This is a genomic window from Frigidibacter oleivorans, from assembly GCF_003993775.1.
Taxonomy (GTDB): Bacteria; Pseudomonadota; Alphaproteobacteria; order Rhodobacterales; family Rhodobacteraceae; genus Frigidibacter; species Frigidibacter oleivorans.
The window spans coordinates 416,870-431,975 of record NZ_RJRZ01000002.1 but is presented as its reverse complement, the minus strand read 5'-3'; the positions used below and the strand labels follow the sequence as shown (position 1 = coordinate 431,975).

16 protein-coding genes are annotated in these 15,106 nt (G+C 70.8%); 9 read left to right on the top strand and 7 right to left on the bottom strand.

Annotation, left to right across the window (positions count from 1 at the left end; genetic code table 11):
- Positions 1–148: 148 nt before the first annotated feature.
- The 8 genes from EEY80_RS05020 to EEY80_RS04985 all read left to right on the top strand — a co-directional run bounded on the left by EEY80_RS05020 (position 149) and on the right by EEY80_RS04985 (position 7,637).
- Positions 149–679, top strand: a complete 531-nt coding sequence (locus tag EEY80_RS05020; RefSeq protein WP_126975469.1) for an acyl-CoA thioesterase — start codon at positions 149–151, stop codon at positions 677–679.
- Positions 680–882: 203 nt separating this feature from the next.
- Positions 883–2,256: an MFS transporter gene (locus tag EEY80_RS05015; protein WP_126975468.1), complete on the top strand. Its 1,374-nt coding sequence runs from the start codon at positions 883–885 to the stop codon at positions 2,254–2,256.
- Positions 2,253–3,149: a penicillin-insensitive murein endopeptidase gene (mepA, locus tag EEY80_RS05010; protein WP_126975467.1), complete on the top strand. Its 897-nt coding sequence runs from the start codon at positions 2,253–2,255 to the stop codon at positions 3,147–3,149. Before EEY80_RS05015 ends, mepA begins: the two co-directional genes overlap by 4 nt.
- Positions 3,122–4,018, top strand: coding sequence for an esterase-like activity of phytase family protein (locus EEY80_RS05005; protein WP_126975466.1), 897 nt, complete (start codon positions 3,122–3,124; stop codon positions 4,016–4,018). Before mepA ends, EEY80_RS05005 begins: the two co-directional genes overlap by 28 nt.
- Positions 4,019–4,131: 113 nt before the next feature.
- Complete coding sequence (locus tag EEY80_RS05000; protein ID WP_126975465.1) at positions 4,132–4,761, top strand: queuosine precursor transporter; 630 nt, start codon at positions 4,132–4,134, stop codon at positions 4,759–4,761.
- Positions 4,762–5,082: 321 nt separating this feature from the next.
- Positions 5,083–5,505: an alternative ribosome rescue aminoacyl-tRNA hydrolase ArfB gene (gene arfB / locus EEY80_RS04995; RefSeq protein WP_126975464.1), complete on the top strand. Its 423-nt coding sequence runs from the start codon at positions 5,083–5,085 to the stop codon at positions 5,503–5,505.
- The gene (locus EEY80_RS04990) at positions 5,495–6,037 is read left to right on the top strand and encodes an NUDIX hydrolase (protein WP_126975463.1); all 543 of its coding nucleotides are present in this window, start codon (positions 5,495–5,497) and stop codon (positions 6,035–6,037) included. The genes arfB and EEY80_RS04990 overlap by 11 nt, the downstream gene beginning before the upstream one ends.
- A gap of 214 nt (positions 6,038–6,251) precedes the next feature.
- The gene (locus EEY80_RS04985) at positions 6,252–7,637 is read left to right on the top strand and encodes an inorganic phosphate transporter (protein WP_235829714.1); all 1,386 of its coding nucleotides are present in this window, start codon (positions 6,252–6,254) and stop codon (positions 7,635–7,637) included.
- A gap of 10 nt (positions 7,638–7,647) precedes the next feature.
- On the opposite strand, the gene pncB is transcribed toward EEY80_RS04985, so the two are convergent.
- Positions 7,648–8,937: a nicotinate phosphoribosyltransferase gene (gene pncB / locus EEY80_RS04980; protein ID WP_126975462.1), complete on the bottom strand. Its 1,290-nt coding sequence runs from the start codon at positions 8,935–8,937 to the stop codon at positions 7,648–7,650.
- Positions 8,938–8,940: 3 nt separating this feature from the next.
- Positions 8,941–9,561, bottom strand: a complete 621-nt coding sequence (gene pncA, locus EEY80_RS04975; RefSeq protein ID WP_126975461.1) for a bifunctional nicotinamidase/pyrazinamidase — start codon at positions 9,559–9,561, stop codon at positions 8,941–8,943.
- A gap of 151 nt (positions 9,562–9,712) precedes the next feature.
- Between pncA and trhO the strand changes: the two genes are divergently transcribed.
- Positions 9,713–10,624, top strand: coding sequence for an oxygen-dependent tRNA uridine(34) hydroxylase TrhO (gene trhO, locus EEY80_RS04970; protein WP_126975460.1), 912 nt, complete (start codon positions 9,713–9,715; stop codon positions 10,622–10,624).
- 90 nt (positions 10,625–10,714) lie between these two features.
- On the opposite strand, the gene EEY80_RS04965 is transcribed toward trhO, so the two are convergent.
- From EEY80_RS04965 to rfbC, 5 genes are all read right to left on the bottom strand, one after another.
- Complete coding sequence (locus EEY80_RS04965; protein WP_126975459.1) at positions 10,715–11,317, bottom strand: VPLPA-CTERM sorting domain-containing protein; 603 nt, start codon at positions 11,315–11,317, stop codon at positions 10,715–10,717.
- A 405-nt stretch (positions 11,318–11,722) separates the two neighbouring features.
- A complete protein-coding gene (gene rfbA, locus EEY80_RS04960; protein ID WP_126975458.1) occupies positions 11,723–12,601 on the bottom strand; it encodes a glucose-1-phosphate thymidylyltransferase RfbA in 879 nt (292 codons plus the stop codon).
- Positions 12,598–13,455, bottom strand: coding sequence for a dTDP-4-dehydrorhamnose reductase (rfbD, locus tag EEY80_RS04955; protein WP_235829713.1), 858 nt, complete (start codon positions 13,453–13,455; stop codon positions 12,598–12,600). Before rfbD ends, rfbA begins: the two co-directional genes overlap by 4 nt.
- Positions 13,452–14,534 (bottom strand): dTDP-glucose 4,6-dehydratase, encoded by a 1,083-nt coding sequence (rfbB, locus tag EEY80_RS04950; RefSeq protein WP_126975456.1) that lies wholly within the window; start codon positions 14,532–14,534, stop codon positions 13,452–13,454. The genes rfbD and rfbB overlap by 4 nt, the downstream gene beginning before the upstream one ends.
- Positions 14,531–15,100, bottom strand: a complete 570-nt coding sequence (gene rfbC / locus EEY80_RS04945) for a dTDP-4-dehydrorhamnose 3,5-epimerase (protein WP_126975455.1) — start codon at positions 15,098–15,100, stop codon at positions 14,531–14,533. Before rfbC ends, rfbB begins: the two co-directional genes overlap by 4 nt.
- Positions 15,101–15,106: the final 6 nt, after the last annotated feature.

Genomic DNA, 15,106 nt, shown 5'->3' with positions numbered 1-15,106 from the left:
TGGATGGCGCGTCGATGCGCCGACAGAGGTAAGGCCAAGCCCGCGGATGCGCAACCTCTGCCGGGCGACATCGGTAACGCGACGTAGCGATTGACGGGGGCGCGCCGCCCGGGCGACGCCTTGGGCAGACCCGCGCCCGGAGCCGCCCATGTATCCGCTGATCCGCCTTGCCACCGGCATCGCCCGCGCGCGCCGCGCCGCGCGGCTCGGGCTGTTCGACACGCATGTGTCGCAGCACATCTGCTGGCCCTGGGACATCGACCCTTGGTCCGAGCTGAACAACGGGCGCACGCTGACGCTCTACGATCTCGGCCGGCTGCCGCTGGCCGTGCGCACCGGGCTGGTGGACACGCTGCGCCGGCACCGCTGGGGCCTGACCGTGGCCGGCAGTTCCACCCGCTATCGCCGCCGCATCCGCATGTTCGACCGGTTCGAGATGCGCAGCCGGGCGCTCGGCTGGGACGGGCGCTTCCTCTATATCGACCAGAGCATGTGGCGGGGCGACGATTGCACCAGCCAGGTGCTGATCCGCATGGCCTTTACCGGGCGGGCGGGCATCGTGCCGCCGGCCGAGGTGGTGACGGCGATGGGCCTGCCCGCCGACAGCCCCGCCCTGCCGGGCTGGGTTGCGGCCTGGATCGCCGCCGAGGCGGAGCGGCCCTGGCCGCCCGCCCCCTGATTTCAGCCGCCTGATCCGGCCCCTTGGTCCGTCCGGGTGCCCGGGTCCGGCCGTGGCGGCGGGGGCTTCGCGCCCCCGCACCCCCGCGGGATATTTGGATCAGCTGCAGGGGGCGGCGAAGGCAGGACGGACGCCGCCTTTGCGGCTTGCGGCAGGGGCGGCTTTGAGGCCTTATCCCGCTGCGGCAGCGCGGAGGGCGGTGAATGGCGAACGTGGCGGAACTTCCGGCGGCGGGCCTGCCGCAGCCGGCGCGGCGGCGGATCTGGGGCTGGTATTTCTTCGACTGGGCGAGCCAGCCCTATGCGACGCTGCTGCTGACCTTCATCTTCGCCCCCTATATCAAGGACGTGCTGGGCGACGGCACCGCGGCACAGACCGCCTGGGGCTATGGCATCGGCATCGCCGGGATCGTCATCGCGCTGATGTCGCCCTTGCTGGGGACCATCGCCGACCGCGCCGGCGGGCACCGGGGTTTCCTGTGGCTGTTCTCGGCCTTCTACATGCTGGGAGCCTGGGGCCTGTGGTGGGCGCGGCCCGGCGATCCCAACCTGATCCTCGTGCTGGTCAGCTTCGGCATCGGGCTGGCGGCGATGGAATTCGCCACCACCTTCACCAACGCCATGCTGCCGGGGCTGGGCACGCGCGAGGAGATCGGTCGCATCTCGGGCACCGGCTGGGCCTTCGGCTATGCCGGGGGGCTGCTGGCGCTGGTGCTGATGCTGACGCTCTTCGCCGAAAGCGGCGAGACCGGGCGCACCCTGATCGGGATTTCCCCGGTGCTGGGCCTCGACCCCGCCTTGCGGGAAGGGACGCGGGCGGTGGGGCCCTTCACCGCGATCTGGTACGCGCTGTTCATGATCCCCTTCTTCCTGTGGGTGCGCCAGCCGAGGCGGCCCGATGCGCTGCCGCTCGGCCAGGCGGTGCGGGCGGCCTGGCCGGACCTGCGCGCCTCGCTGCGGCTGCTGCCGGGACGGCGCAGCCTGTCGGCCTATCTGCTGTCCTCGATGTTCTACCGCGATGCGCTGAACGGCATGTATGCCTTCGGCGGCATCTATGCGGCGGGGGTGCTGGGCTGGTCCGTGGTCGAGGTCGGCACCTTCGGGCTGCTGGCGGCGCTGGCGGGCGCGATCTTTGCCTGGATCGGCGGGCGGGCGGATGCGCGCTTCGGTCCGAAGCCGGTGATCGCCGCAAATGTGCTGCTGCTGACGCTGATCGCGGTGGGGGTGATTTTCGTGTCGCGCAGTTCCGTCTTCGGCATCCCGGTGGCACCGGACAGCAGCCTGCCGGACCTTGCCTTCTATGTCCTCGGCGCGGGCATCGGCGCGGCGGGCGGCGCGCTGCAATCGGCGAGCCGGACCATGCTGGTGCGGCAGGCGGACCCGTCGCGGATGACGGAAAGTTTCGGCCTCTATGCGCTGGCGGGCAAGGCCACCTCCTTCATCGCGCCCCTGTCCATCGGCGCCGTGACCCAGATCACCGGCAGCCAGCCCGCGGGGATCACGCCGTTGATCCTGCTCTTTCTTCTCGGGCTGGTGGTGCTAGTCTGGGTGCGCCCGGAGGGAGAACAGGCCCGATGATCAGACATGTCCTCGCCGCGCTCACGCTCGCGGCGCTCGCGCTGCCGCTGCAGGCCGAACCGCTGGCCCGGCAGCTGTTCGGGGCGGAATCGCTGCCCTCGCGGCAGGCGTCGCAGCCGATCGGTTTCTATTCGCGCGGCTGCGCGGCGGGGCTGGTGCAGATGCCCGAAAGCGGGCCGACATGGCAGGCGATGCGGCTGTCGCGCAACCGCAACTGGGGCCAGCCCGAGATGATCCAGTATCTGGCCGACCTGTCCGCCACGGCGCGCAGCCTGGGCTGGGCGGGGCTTTACATCGGCGATATCAGCCAGCCGCGGGGCGGGCCGATGACCGGCGGCCATGCCAGCCACCAGATCGGGCTGGATGCCGATATCTGGATGCTGCCGCCCCGGCGGCTGAACCTGTCGGTGGCGGAACGCGAACGCATCTCGTCGATCTCGGTCCGGACCGAGGATCAGACCCGGGTGAACGGCAATTACACCCCTGTCCATGCCGAGCTGCTGAAGCGGGCGGCGAGCGATCCGCGCGTCGACCGCATCTTCGTCGCCGCCGCGGTGAAGATCGAGATGTGCCGGACCGCGACCCGGCGCGACACGAAATGGCTGCAGAAGATCCGGCCCATCGCCGGGCACAACACCCATTTCCACGTCCGGCTGAAATGCCCGCGCGGCAGCCGCCTGTGCGAGACGCAAAGCCCGACCGTCGCCGAACTGTCGAAGGGCGGCAATGGCTGCGACGAGACGCTGACCTGGTGGGTGACGGATTACCTGCGCGGCCCGCAGCCCGGCGACGATGCGCCCGAACCCGACCCCGGCCCGCCGAAGAAGACGGCGCGGACCTATGTGATGGCCGACCTGCCGCCGCAATGCGCCGCCGTCCTGCGGTCGGACTAGGGCTGGCGGCGATCCTCGCCGCGCTGCTGCTGGCGGCGCGGGTGGGGGCGCAGGCGCAGGGGCCGGCGGAACTGGCCGGCGTGCATATCTGGCGGTCCACGCAGCCCCGGCTGGGCGGCATATCGGGCTTCGACCTCGCGCCGGACGGGGTGACGTTCACCGCAGTGTCGGATCGCGGGCGGCTGCTGACCGGGCGGCTGCAGCGCGACGCGGCGGGCAGCGTCACCGGCACCGGCCCGGTCGAGGCCTGGCCGCTGCTGGATGAACGGGGCCAGCCGCTGGACTGGGGCGCCGACGATGCCGAGGGGCTGACGGTGACGGCCGGGGGGATCGTGGTGTCCTTCGAGGGCGCGGCGCCCTACAGCCGGGTGATGCGCTATGCCCGCCCCGGCGGGCCGGCTGTCGCCCTGCCCCGCGCGGCAGAGTTCGACGGCTTCCCCGAAAATGGCGGGATGGAGGCGCTGACCGCGGATGCCGCCGGCGCCATCTATACCCTGCCGGAACGCGGCGGACCCGACATCCCGGTGCTGCGGCTGGCCGGGGGACGGTGGAGCACCGCCTTCCACCTGCCGCGCGACCGGTTCTGGAAGCCGGTGGCGGCGGATTTCGGACCGGACGGGCGGCTCTATCTGCTGGAGCGCGGCTTCTTCGGGCCGGGCTTTTCCAGCCGGCTGCGCCGCTTCACCCCCCGCGGTGCCGCGCTGCTGGCGGAAACGCTGCTGGAAACCGGCCCGGGCTATCACGACAACCTCGAGGCGCTGGCGATCTGGCGCGACGGTGCGGGCCGGCTGCGCGCCACGATGGTGTCGGACGACAACTTCCTGTGGCTGCAGCGGACCGAGATCGTGGATTATCGCCTGCCGGAGTAGGGGGAACGGGCTTGACCCGATGACGCGCCGGGCGTATCGCACCGCGTCCCCTGCCCGGCCCGCCGCCGGGCCGGGGGCCAAGTCTCCGCCACCTTGTCAAAACGGACGCGATCATGACCCGTCTTCTTCCCGGCATCCTTGCCATGGCCGCCATCGTCGTGGCCTCGAACATCCTCGTGCAGTTCCTGTTCGGCCAGTGGCTGACCTGGGGCGCCTTCACCTATCCCTTCGCCTTCCTCGTCACCGACCTGACCAACCGCCTGCAAGGCCCGCGCGCGGCGCGGCAGGTGGTGGTGGCGGGCTTCGCCGTCGGCGTGATCTGTTCGCTGATCGGCAGCCGGATCATGGGCGAGTTCGGGCCGCTGGTCAGCTTCCGCGTGGCGCTGGCCTCGGGCGCGGCGTTCCTCGCGGCGCAGCTGACCGATGTGGCGGTCTTCGACCGGTTCCGCCGCGCCGGCTGGTGGAAGGCGCCGCTGGTGTCGACGCTCGTCGGATCGACGCTGGATACCGCGATCTTCTTCACCCTCGCCTTCGCCGCGGCGCTGACCTTCCTCGAACCCGGAAACGACGTGTCCTGGGCGAACGAGGCGCTGCCCCTGCTGGGGGTCGGCCCGGTCCTGCCGCTGTGGATGTCGCTGGCGGTGGCGGACTGGAGCGTGAAGATTCTGCTCGCTTTGGTGGCACTCGTGCCGTTCCGGGTGGCGATCGGCAAACTGAACGCGCGCGCCACAAGGGTTGCGTAAAAGGGTTTGACACACACAAAATCTGTGGCACCCTTTCACTAACGGCAACGCAATGAAAGGAGGTGGTCCAGTGTCTAGAGTGATATTGGAGAGTGGTGTTGGGACAGTCAGGGGGGCCGTGGCCTGAGGGCAACCCCGAGGGCTTTTGAACCCTGACTGGGCCGTGCCGGTCTCCGGCGCCCTAACTGGCCCACCTCCGTAGATCTCGGGGGCCGTTTCCGGAAGGAAACGGCCCTTTCCCATTGCCGCCTGCCCGCCGTGGCCCCACATTCCGCCCTCGGGACCCCCCGCCCTTCGCCAAGCCAGAGGACAGCCGGCGCCATGCTGCGCATCACCGACACCATCACCATCGCCGACTGGGAGCTGACGGAGACCTTCACCCGCGCGCAGGGTCCGGGCGGGCAGAACGTCAACAAGGTGTCGACGGCAGTGGAACTGCGGTTCGAGGCGGATCGCAGCCCGCATCTGCCGCCGCCCGTGAAGGCGCGGCTGCGGCGGCTGGCGGGGCGGCGCTGGACGGCGGACGGGGCGATCGTGCTGCGCGCCGAGGAAACCCGCAGCCAGGCCCGCAACCGCGAACTGGCGCGCGAACGCCTGGTCGAGCTGATCCGGGCGGCGCTGGTCGCGCCCCGGCGGCGCATCGCCACCAAGCCGACGCTCGGCAGCCAGCGCCGGCGGCTGGCGGGCAAGGCGGCGCGGGGCGAGGTCAAGGCCCTGCGCGGAAAGGTCGAGGATGCGGATTGATCCCCCGCCCCCCGCGGCCGGCGCGGCCCGCGGCCAGCCGCCGCTGTTCGCGCGGTTTCGCGGCGCGCTGGCGCTGTTGCTGGGGCGGCGGCCGCCGCTGCTGCAGGTGGCGGCGCTGTGCCGGCGCGAGGGGCCGGCGGGGACCGAGATGCTGTTGATGACCAGCCTCGATACCGGTCGCTGGGTCCTGCCCAAGGGCTGGCCGATGCGCGGACGCAGCCTTGCCGGCGCGGCGCTGCGCGAGGCCTGGGAAGAGGCGGGGGTGGTCGGCTCCGCGGCGCCCGACCCGGTGGGCAGCTATCTGTATTTCAAGCGCCGGACCGGCGGCTATGTCCAGCGGGTCGAGGTGAAGGTCTTCCCGGTGCGGGTGCGCCGGATGGACAAGCATTTTCCCGAACGCGGCCGGCGCCGTCTGGTCTGGTTGCCGCTTGCCGAGGCGGCGGCCCGGGTCGAGGAAGAGGGGCTGCGCGAGTTGCTGATGACGCTCGCCGCGCCGGAACAGCCGCTTGCGGGGGGCGTTGTCAGGCCTTAGGACAGCGTCCCGCCCGCATCCGCGGGCGCCCGCCGGAGACATCGCCACGACACCGCCCCCTCGCCACCCCGCCGCCCCGCCTTCGCCTGCCCGGCCATCCCCTGCCCGGCCGTCGCCCCCGCCCGGACCCGATGCCCGCGGCACGGCCGAATGGGCCGGGCTCGACAAGGATCTGTCCCGCTTCGCCCGGCTGGAGGACGCGGCGCAATTCGCGTTGCGGCCGACGGTGGCGCCGGCGCTGGCACTGGTGTTCATCCTCGTTTCGGCGCTGGTGGCGGCGCTGGCGCTCGGCCACCAGCCGGCGGCGCTGGCCGGGGTCATGGCGGCGGCGGCGGCGGCCTATATGGCGCTGAACATCGGCGCCAACGATGTCGCCAACAACATGGGGCCGGCGGTGGGGGCCCGGGCCGTCAGCCTGCCCGTGGCGCTGGTGCTGGCCGCCATGGCCGAGGTCGCGGGCGCGCTGATCGGCGGCGCCCGGGTGGCCGAGACGGTGGGCGGCGGGATCGTGCAGCCGGGGGCGCTGCTGCCGCAGGGAATGGTGCTGGCGATGACCGCGGCGCTGCTGGCGGCGGCGGTCTGGATCAACATCGCCACGCTGATCGGCGCGCCGGTCTCGACCACGCATTCGGTGGTGGGCGGCGTCGTGGGCGCGGGCCTGGCCGCCGGGGGCGCGGCGGCGATCGACTGGACCGGGTTCCTGTGGATCGCGGGGGGCTGGGTCGTCTCGCCCCTGCTGGGGGGCGGGCTGGCCGCGGGGCTGCTGGCGCTGGTGTCGCAGCGCATCCGCCGTTCGCCGGACCCGGGCGGGGCCGCCCGACGGTGGGTGCCCCGGCTGTTCGCGCTGATGGCGGGGATCTTCGCGCTCTATCTCGGCTGGACCGGGATGCCCGGCCTGCCGCCGCTGCCCGCGGGCATCGTGCCGGTGGTGGCCCTGCTGGCGGCGCTGGCGGGCGGCGCCTTGGGCCGGCGGACGGCGCGGCGGGTGCTGGCGGACGCGGACAGCCCGGACGGCAAGAAGGCGGTGAAGGCGCTGTTCGCGCCGGCGCTGGTCGCGGCGGGGACGCTCCTGTCCTTCGCGCATGGCGCCAACGACGTGTCGAACGCCGTTGGGCCGCTGGCCGCGATCCTCGCCGCGCAGGCGGGTCTGGCGGCGGTGCCGGGGGAAGCGGTCGCGGTGCCGCTGTGGGCGCTGGCGCTCGGCGGCGGCGGGATCGCCCTGGGGCTGATGCTCTTCGGGCCGAAGCTGATCGTGATGGTCGGGCAGGAAATCACCCGGCTGAACCCGCCCCGGGCCTTTTGCGTGGCGCTGGCCACGGCCCTGACCGTCATCCTCGCCTCGGGGCTGGGGATGCCGGTCAGTTCCACCCATGTCGCGCTCGGCGCGATCTTCGGCATCGGCTTCTATCGCGAATGGGAGGCCGCGCGGGACGCCCGCGTCCGGCGGCCCAACACCCGCCCCGAGGAAGAGCGCGAACGGCGGCGTCTGGTGCGCCGGTCCTATCTGGTGACCATCGTCGCCGCCTGGACCGTCACCGTGCCGGTGACCGCGGCCATCGCGGGCGCGATCTATGCGCTGGCCGACATCGCCGCCGGCTAGGCGCCGCGCCTCAGACCAGCACCTCGGCCGCCGCCTGTTCGCCGACGCCGAAGATGGCGCGATAGCGCGCGATCTCGTCCGCGGGGCCGGTCGCCTTGTTGGGGTTGTCCGACAGTTTCACCGTGGGCCGCCCGTTGACGCTGGCCGCCTTGCAGACAAGGCTGAAGGGCGCCAGCGCATCGTCCGGCAGCAGCCCGCGGAAATCGTTGGTCAACAGCGTGCCCCAGCCGAAGCTGACCTTCACCCGGCCCGCGAACTGGGCCTGCAGCTCCTCGATCTTGGCCACGTCCAGCCCGTCCGAGAAGATCACCAGCTTTTCGCGCGGATCCTCGCCGCGCGATTTCCACCAGGCGATGGCGGTTTCCGCCCCCGTCGCCGGATCGCCGCTGTCGACGCGCACGCCCGTCCAGCCCGCCAGCCAGTCCGGCGCATGGGCGAGAAAGCCGGCGGTGCCATAGGTGTCGGGCAGGATCACCCGCAGGTTGCCCTCATGCTCCTCGTGCCAGTCGGCCAGCACCTTGTAGGGCGCCTCGCGCAGTTCGGCATCGCTGTCGGCCAGCGCCGCCGTCACCATCGGCAGTTCATGGGCATTGGTGCCGATCGCCTCGATGTCGCGGCGCATGGCGATCAGGCAGTTCGACGTGCCGGTGAACCGCTTGCCCAGCCCCTCGATCATCGCCTGCACGCACCAGTCCTGCCACAGGAAGCTGTGGCGTCGCCGGGTGCCGAAATCCGCGATGCGCAAGCCGGGCAATTCGCGCAGCCGTTCGATCTTGGCCCACAGCTTGGTCATCGCCCGGGCGTACAGCACCTGCAGCTCGAACTTGCCCATGTCATGCATCACCGCGCGCGAGCGCAGTTCCATCAGCACCGACAGCGCCGGGATTTCCCACAGCATCACCTCGGGCCATTTGCCCTCGAAGGTCAGCTCGTACTGCCCGTCGCGCTTTTCCAGATGATAGGGCGGCAGGCGCAGGCCCTCGAACCACTCCATGAAATCGGGGCGGAACATCTGGCGCTTGCCGTAGAAGGTGTTGCCGCGCAGCCAGGTCGACTCGCCGCGGCTGAGCGACAGCGAGCGGATGTGATCCAGCTGTTCGCGCAATTCGCCCTCGTCGATCATCTCGGCCAGCCGCATGTGGCGCGACCGGTTGATCAGGCTGAAGGTGACGTCGGCATCCGGGCGGTTGCGCAGGATCGACTGGCACATCAGCAGCTTGTAGAAATCGGTGTCGATCAGCGACCGCACGATGGGGTCGATCTTCCACTTGTGGGCCCAGACCCGCGCGGCGATGTCCACGGCCTAGCCCTCCAGTGTCACGCCGGCCGCGCGCATGTCCGCCAGCGCCGTGTCGAGCGAGCCGTCGAGGTCGATGGCCCGGCAGGCATCGAGCCGCACCCGCGCGTCGAAGCCGAGCCGGCGCGCGTCGAGCGCGGACCAGCCCACGCAGAAATCGGTGGCAAGCCCCACGAAGGTCAGCTCGGTGATGCCGCGGTTGCGCAGATAGCCCTCCAGCCCGGTGGGCGTGCTGCGGTCATTCTCGAAGAAGGCGGAATAGCTGTCGATCCCGGGGCGAAAGCCCTTGCGCAGGATCAGGTCGGCGCGGTCCGTGCGCAGCGCCTGGTGGAACCCGGCGCCCCCCGTTCCCTGCACGCAATGCGCGGGCCACAGCACCTGCGGACCATAGGGCATCTCGACCGTCTCGAACGCGTCGCGGCCGGGATGGCTGGCGGCGAAGCTCAGGTGACCGGCCGGGTGCCAGTCCTGGGTCAGCACCACGGCGAAGGCCTCGTCCATCAGCCGGTTCACCAGCGGCACGATCGCATCGCCGCCGGTCACCGCCAGCGCACCGCCGGGGCAGAAATCGACCTGCAGGTCGATCACGATCAGGGCCTCGGTGGCATGTTCAGGTCCGGCGGGCATGGCGGTTCCTCCTCGCCCTTGGTAGGCAGGGGTTGCGGCAGGGTCAATGCCGTGATCCCGCTGCCGGGTCGCCACGGCCTGCCAATGTCCGGGCGCGACCCCTGCCCGCTCCCCCTTGCGCGGGGTATGACTTCGCCCCTATCTGCCGCCCATGTTCGCCATTGCCGCGCTGTACCGTTTCGCCCCGCTGCCCGACCCCGCCGCCTTGCGCGGGCCGCTTCTGGACCTGTGCCGGGCCGAGGGCGTGCGCGGCACGCTGCTGCTGGCGCCCGAGGGGATCAACGGCACCATCGCCGGCACGGCCGGGGCCCTCGCCACGGTCATCGCGCATCTGGAAACCTTCCCCGGCTGCGCGGCGCTGGAGGTCAAGCGAAGCGAGGCCGAAACCATGCCCTTCGGCCGGATGAAGGTGCGGCTGAAGCGCGAGATCGTCACCATGGGCCAGCCGCAGGTGGACCCGCTGGCGGGCACCGGCCGCTATGTCGAGCCGCAGGCCTGGAACGCGCTGATCCGCGCCAACGATGTCGTGGTGATCGACACCCGCAACGACTATGAGGTGGCCATCGGCAGCTTCGCGGGCGCGGTGGACCCCGGCACCCGCAGCTTTCGCGACTTCCCCGACTGGTGGCGCGCGCATCGCGACGATTTCGCCGGCAAGCGCATCGCGATGTTCTGCACCGGCGGCATCCGCTGCGAGAAGTCGACCAACTTCCTGCTGGGCGAGGGCGTGGACGAGGTGTTCCACCTGCGCGGCGGCATCCTGAACTATCTGGAACAGGTGCCGCGGGAAGACAGCCTGTGGCGGGGCGAATGCTTCGTCTTCGACCAGCGCGTCAGCGTCGGGCACGGGCTGGTTCCCGGCGGCCTGAGCAGCTGCCACGCCTGCCGCCGTCCGCTGGACGCGGCCGATCGCGCCCATCCGGATTACGAACAAGGCGTGTCCTGCCCGCGCTGCCGGGCGGACCAGACCGAGGCCGACCGCGCCCGGTTCCGCGAACGCGAGCGGCAGATGCGCATCGCCGCCGCCCGCGGGCAGCGCCATCTGGGGGCGGAGTTCGGCTGAACGACCGGCACCGCCGGAACGGAAAGGGGGCGGCCCCGAAGGACCGCCCCCGATGTCACGCGACCGGCGCCGGCAGGGCGCCCGTCGATGTCAGGCCTTGCGGCGACGCAGCAGGGCGAGACCGCCCAGAGCGCCGACGAGCAGCAGGCCGCCGGCCGGAAGCGGAACCGGCGCGGGCGTCACGGTGATGAAGCCCGACGAGGTGGTGGTGCCACCCAGGGTCAGCGCCGCATGGTCCTTGAAGTCGATGGTGACCATGCTGCCGTCGGACAGCGTGAAGGTCGCCGGGACCGAGTCGTCCCACATCAGCGTACCGCCGATGATCGAACCGGAGAGCAGGAGGCCCGAGCCCGAACCGCTGGCGGTGAGGGTGAACGGTTCCGGCCCGTCGAACACGAGGTTGACCTCGATGCCGTAGGACAGGTAGCCCGTGCCTTCGCCGGTGAAGGTCAGGAAGTCGAACTGGGTCGTGGTGCCCTCGTCGGCCGAGAAGTCGGAGTCGGCGAAACCGACGTCGAGCCCGCAGGACGAGAGATCGCAAACGACACCACCCTCTTGGGTGAGGGTGATCGAGGAGGCGGAGAGGTCGAGCGAGAAGTCGACCGTAGCGGCGGACGCTTCGGTCGGGATCGCGAGGCTCGCCACGAGGGCGAACGCCGCGGCCGAAACGGCCTTAGCGAGCGTCTGGAACATGTTGGTTTCCTTCAAGGGCTTTTTGTTTATTCAGGTCTGCGCGCAGGGAGCCGATTACGTAGCCACTGGTCAACACGTCCGCGCCGTCGCACGGCACTCGTCACAGGGGGCCAAAAGCACTCGGAGTTCCCGCCACAGTGTTACCACAATTTACGCAGTCTAGTTCCTGAACTTTTGGCCTCTGGCCGGTCCGGCGCAGATTTTCTTCTGCGGTTGCATCCGCGAGGTGCACAATTCCGCAGGATCGCAGTTTTGCTGCCGATTTTCTGCACCGCCGCGCGATGCGTCCGCCGCGCGGGCCCATGCGGGCGGGCACCGGCGGCAGATGATTCGCGGGCGCCGCATCACGGTTTCGGGGCTGAAAACGCGACTCGCTGCGGGCCGCGGCGGACCCGCCGGACAGGGTCAGCGGTCGCGGATCAGCCCTTCCAGATAGCGGCCGTAATCGCTTTTGCCGAAGCGTTTGGCCTGCGCCGCCAGCGCCTCGGCATCGATCCAGCCCAGCAGGTAGGCGATCTCTTCGGGGCAGCCAGATTGCATGCCCTGCCGGGCCGACAGGGTCCGCACGAAGTTGCCCGCGTCCAGCAGGCTGGTATGGGTGCCGGTGTCGAGCCAGGCATAGCCCCGGCCCATCTTCTCGACCGACAGCGAGCCTTCGCGCAGGTAGATCTCCAGCAGGTCGACGATCTCCAGCTCGCCCCGGGGCGAGGGCTTCACCTCGCGCGCCCGGTCGCTGGCGCGGCCGTCGAGGAAGTAGAGGCCGGTCACCGCATAGTTCGACGGCGGCACCTGCGGCTTTTCGACGATCTCGCGCGCCCGGCCGTCCGGGTCGAAGGCCACGACGCCATAGCGTTCCGGATCGGCGACATGATAGCCGAAGACGGTGCCGCCCTCGGGCTTGGCATCGGCGGCGGCCAGCATTTCCGGCAGGCCGTGGCCGAAGAAGATGTTGTCGCCCAGCACCATGGCCGACGGCGCGCCGTCGAGGAACTCCTCGGCCAGCAGATAGGCCTGCGCAAGGCCGTCGGGCGAGGGCTGGGTCAGGAAGGTCAGGCTGACCCCCCACTGGCTGCCATCCCCCAGCAGCCGCCGGAACTGCGCCTGATCCTCGGGCGTGGTGATGACCGCGATCTCGCGGATGCCGGCCAGCATCAGCACAGACAGCGGGTAATAGATCATCGGCTTGTCGTAGATCGGCATCAGCTGCTTCGACACGCCCAGTGTGATCGGCCAGAGGCGGGTTCCAGACCCGCCGGCGAGGATGATGCCCTTGCGGCGGGTCATGCGCGTGCTCCGAGTTCCTTGAGGACGATGTCGAGCCCCGCGCCCCAATCGGAACGGGCGAGGCCGAAGGCGGCGAGGCCCGCGCAGTCCAGCCGGGAATTGGCGGGCCGGCGGGCCGGCGTGGGATAGGCCGAGCTGGGGATGTCCACCACCTCGGGCGCGAGGCCGGCACGGGCAAAGATGGCGCGGGCGAAATCGGCCCAGCTGACATCCGGGGCGCCGGACAGGTGATAGATGCCGGTCAGGCCGGGCGCGTCGCCCAGCCCGGCCGCGATGGCGAGGCAGGTCGCGGCGATGTCGCGGGCGGGGGTCGGCCCGCCGATCTGGTCGGCGACGATGGTCAGCCGGTCGCGCTCGGCCCCCAGCCGCAACATGGTCTTCACGAAGTTTGCCCCATGCGCGGAAAAGACCCAGGAGGTGCGCAGGATCGCATGGACCCCGCCCGCCGCCTGCACCGCCTGTTCCCCGGCCAGCTTCGTCCGGCCATAGGCGCCGAGCGGCGCGACCGGGTCGTCGGGCCGCCAGGGCCGGTCGCCCGACCCGTCGAAGACATAGTCGGTAGAGATCTGGACGAAGGGGATGCCCCGCGCCGCGCATTCCGCCGCCATCGCCCCCGGCGCGGCGGCATTGACCAGATGCGCCGCCGGCTCTTCGGTCTCTGCCTTGTCGACTGCGGTCCAGGCGGCGGCATTGATCACCGCGGCGGGCGCATGGGCGCGGATCGCCGCGGCACAGGCGGCGGGATCGGACAGGTCCGCCGCCGCGCGCCCCAGGAAGGTCGCCTCCGGCGCCAGCCGCGCCAGTTCCCGCGCCACCTGGCCGGTGCTGCCGAAGACCAGCAGATCGCCGCTCACGCGACCTTCTCCGCTCCGCCAGAGCCTGTCGTGCCCGGGCCGGTCCCCAGCCGGACGCCGACGCCCTGCCGGGCCTGCAGCGGCCGCCACCACGCCTCGTTGTCGAGATACCATTGCACGGTGCGGCGCAGGCCCTCTTCCACCGTCACGCTCGGCCGCCAGCCCAGTTCGTCGCGGATGCGGCCCGGGTCGATCGCATAGCGCGCGTCATGGCCGGGGCGGTCGGCGACGAAGGTGATCAGCTCGGCATAGGGCCGCGCGGCGGGGCGCAGATCGTCGAGGATCGCGCAGAGAGTGCGCACCAGATCGAGGTTTGTGCGCTCGTTCTCGCCCCCGATGTTGTAGCTGCGGCCGACGGCGCCCTTCTCCAGCACCAGAAGCAGCGCATCGGCGTGATCCTCGACATAGAGCCAGTCGCGGATGTTCTCGCCCTTGCCGTAGATCGGCAGCGGCTTGCCCGCCAGCGCGTTCAGGATCACCACCGGGATCAGCTTTTCCGGGAAGTGATAGGGTCCGTAATTGTTGGAACAGTTGGTCAGCACCACCGGCAGGCCATAGGTTTCGTGCCAGGCCCGCACCAGATGGTCCGACGCCGCCTTCGATGCGGAATAGGGCGAGCGCGGGTCATAGGGCGTGTCCTCGGTGAACTTCACCGCCGGGTCGGGCGGCAAGGAGCCGAAGACCTCGTCCGTCGAGATGTGGTGGAAGCGAAACCCGCCGGGCCGGCCCGCCGCCTGCCAGTAGCCGCGCGCGGCCTCCAGCATGTTGAAGGTGCCGGTGACATTGGTGGCGATGAAGTCGCCGGGCCCGTCGATCGAGCGGTCCACATGGCTTTCCGCCGCCAGATGCATCACCGCATCGGGCCGATGGGTGGCGAAGATCCGGTCCAGCGCCGCGCGGTCGCGGATGTCCGCCTGTTCGAAGCTGTAGAGGTTCGATCCCGCGACCGTCGCCACATTGTCGAGGCAGGCCGCATAGGTCAGCGCGTCGAGGTTCACCACCTCATGCCCGCGCGCCACGGCAAGCCGCACCACGGCCGAGCCGATGAAGCCCGCGCCCCCGGTGACGAGGATCTTCATGCCGGCACCCCGTCGAAGGCGAAGGGGCTGTCGAAGGCGGCCAGCAGCGGCGCCTTCGCGTCCTTGTCGGACAGGACCGCCGCCGTCTCGATCCCCCAGTCGATGCCGATGGCCGGATCGTTCCACAGGATCGCGCCGTCGCATTCGGGCGCGTAATAGTCCGAGCACTTGTAGACGATCTCGGTATCCGGGGCGCGGGTGACGAAACCATGGGCAAAGCCCGCGGGGATGAACAGCTGCAGCCCGTTCTCCGCCGACAGTTCGACCCCGGCCCAGCGGCCATAGGTCGGGCTGCCGCGCCGCAGGTCCACCGCGACGTCGAACAGCACCCCCTGCCCGCAGCGCACCAGCTTGGCCTGCGCATGGGGCGGGGTCTGGAAATGCAGGCCCCGCACCGTGCCCGGCTGGCGCGACAGCGAGTGGTTGTCCTGCACGAAGTCGAGGTCGATGCCCCCCGCCGCCAGAACCCGGCGCGACCAGGTCTCGGCAAAGAAGCCGCGGTCATCGCCAAATCGGCGTGGCTCGATCAGAATGAGGCCCGGCAGGTCGAACGGGGAAATCTTCATCGGGCT

Excerpts from the sequence above, each read along its gene's own strand:
- EEY80_RS05020 (WP_126975469.1), top strand. The coding sequence starts at position 149 with ATGTATCCGCTGATCCGCCTTGCCACCGGCATCGCCCGCGCGCGCCGC.
- EEY80_RS05015 (WP_126975468.1), top strand. The coding sequence starts at position 883 with ATGGCGAACGTGGCGGAACTTCCGGCGGCGGGCCTGCCGCAGCCGGCG.
- mepA (WP_126975467.1), top strand. The coding sequence starts at position 2,253 with ATGATCAGACATGTCCTCGCCGCGCTCACGCTCGCGGCGCTCGCGCTG.
- EEY80_RS05005 (WP_126975466.1), top strand. The coding sequence starts at position 3,122 with ATGCGCCGCCGTCCTGCGGTCGGACTAGGGCTGGCGGCGATCCTCGCC.
- EEY80_RS05000 (WP_126975465.1), top strand. The coding sequence starts at position 4,132 with ATGACCCGTCTTCTTCCCGGCATCCTTGCCATGGCCGCCATCGTCGTG.
- arfB (WP_126975464.1), top strand. The coding sequence starts at position 5,083 with ATGCTGCGCATCACCGACACCATCACCATCGCCGACTGGGAGCTGACG.
- EEY80_RS04990 (WP_126975463.1), top strand. The coding sequence starts at position 5,495 with ATGCGGATTGATCCCCCGCCCCCCGCGGCCGGCGCGGCCCGCGGCCAG.
- pncA (WP_126975461.1), bottom strand. The coding sequence starts at position 9,561 with ATGCCCGCCGGACCTGAACATGCCACCGAGGCCCTGATCGTGATCGAC.
- trhO (WP_126975460.1), top strand. The coding sequence starts at position 9,713 with ATGTTCGCCATTGCCGCGCTGTACCGTTTCGCCCCGCTGCCCGACCCC.
- EEY80_RS04965 (WP_126975459.1), bottom strand. The coding sequence starts at position 11,317 with ATGTTCCAGACGCTCGCTAAGGCCGTTTCGGCCGCGGCGTTCGCCCTC.
- rfbA (WP_126975458.1), bottom strand. The coding sequence starts at position 12,601 with ATGACCCGCCGCAAGGGCATCATCCTCGCCGGCGGGTCTGGAACCCGC.
- rfbB (WP_126975456.1), bottom strand. The coding sequence starts at position 14,534 with ATGAAGATCCTCGTCACCGGGGGCGCGGGCTTCATCGGCTCGGCCGTG.
- rfbC (WP_126975455.1), bottom strand. The coding sequence starts at position 15,100 with ATGAAGATTTCCCCGTTCGACCTGCCGGGCCTCATTCTGATCGAGCCA.